This window comes from Frigoriflavimonas asaccharolytica (assembly GCF_013294015.1).
Lineage (GTDB): Bacteria > Bacteroidota > Bacteroidia > Flavobacteriales > Weeksellaceae > Frigoriflavimonas > Frigoriflavimonas asaccharolytica.
In genome coordinates, this window is the sequence record NZ_JABSNO010000063.1 from 1 (window position 1) to 1,366 (window position 1,366).

The 1,366-nt window shown below is 35.1% G+C and carries 1 protein-coding gene; it reads left to right on the top strand.

Translation table 11 applies throughout. The features are described 5' to 3' along the window. Nucleotides 1–87: 87 nt before the first annotated feature. A partial coding sequence (locus HNQ03_RS16010; RefSeq protein ID WP_173780698.1) for an IS5 family transposase occupies nucleotides 88–1,366 on the top strand: 1,279 nt, incomplete at its 3' end.

A 1,366-nucleotide genomic window follows, 5' to 3' on the forward strand; every position in this document is an offset into this window, starting at 1 on the left:
TGATTAATAGTTATTTAGAAGTTATAAAGTTTGTTTATATCTGCAAGAAAACGTATCTTTATGTAATAATCCTTGCATATTTTAGTCATGATTTCCAAACAAAAACACTCTTCTCAAGCCAATTTTTTCTTCTATCTTGAAGATACTTTGAACAGTTCACATCCTTTGTATATTTTAAGTAATCGTATTGATTGGCAGAGTTTTGAAGATGCTTTCTCGCCACTTTATTGTGCAGATAATGGTCGCCCTGCAAAACCAATTCGCCTTATGGTTGGGCTATTGATTTTAAAACATCTTCGCAATATTTCCGATGAAAGTGTGGTGGAACAATGGACGGAAAATTTGTATTACCAGTATTTTTGCGGTTTGCAACAATTTTCTATTTTACCACCTTGTGCTTCCAGTGAACTTACTCATTTCCGCAATAGAATTGGGGAAGCTGGGATAGAATTAATCTTCAAAGAAAGCATTCGCATCAATGGAAAAGACAGTGATGATTCCGATGTTAGTGTGGATACTACTGTTCAAGAAAAAAATATTACGTTTCCCACCGATAGCAAGTTGCATAAAAAAATCATCAAAAAATGTTTGGGTATTGCCAAAAAAGAAAAACTCACGCTTCGTCAAACTTACACCAGAACTTTAAAAAAATTGAGCATAGATCAGCGGTTTCGCAACCATCCAAAGAATAAAGGTAAAGCGAGAAAAGCAGATAGAAAAGTAAGAACGATTGCCGGAAGATTGGTTCGAGAACTGATAAGAAAAATAGGCGAAAGCTCTGTTTACCAAGAATCTTTTTCATTATTCCTGCGTGTTTTGGCGCAGAAAAGAAATACAAAGAATAAAGTATATTCCTTGCACGAGCCAGAAGTTGTATGCATCTCAAAAGGCAAGGAGCACAAAAAATTTGAGTTTGGAAATAAGGCATCTTTTGTTTTTACAAGAAACACGGGAGTTTTGGTTGGAGCAATGGGTTTTAGAAATGAATTTGATGGGCATACTTTGCAGCCAGCATTGGAACAGGTAGAAAAATTGACAGGCAAAAATCCTAAAACCGCAGCTGTAGATAGAGGATATCGCGGTAATACAAAAATTGGCGAAACGAACATTCTTATTCCCAAACCTTTCAATGATAAGAAACAAAGCAAATATGAGCAGAAAAAGCTCAAAAAGGCTCACAAACAGCGAGCAGCAATAGAGCCAATCATAGGACATTTAAAGGAAGATCACAGAATGGGAAGAAATTTTTACAAAGGAATTATTGGTGACAATATAAACATTTTACTCGCTGCAGCGGCATTTAACTTTAAAAGGATGATGAATAAATGGAAATCTTCCATTTGCCAAATTTTAAATGTACTTTTAT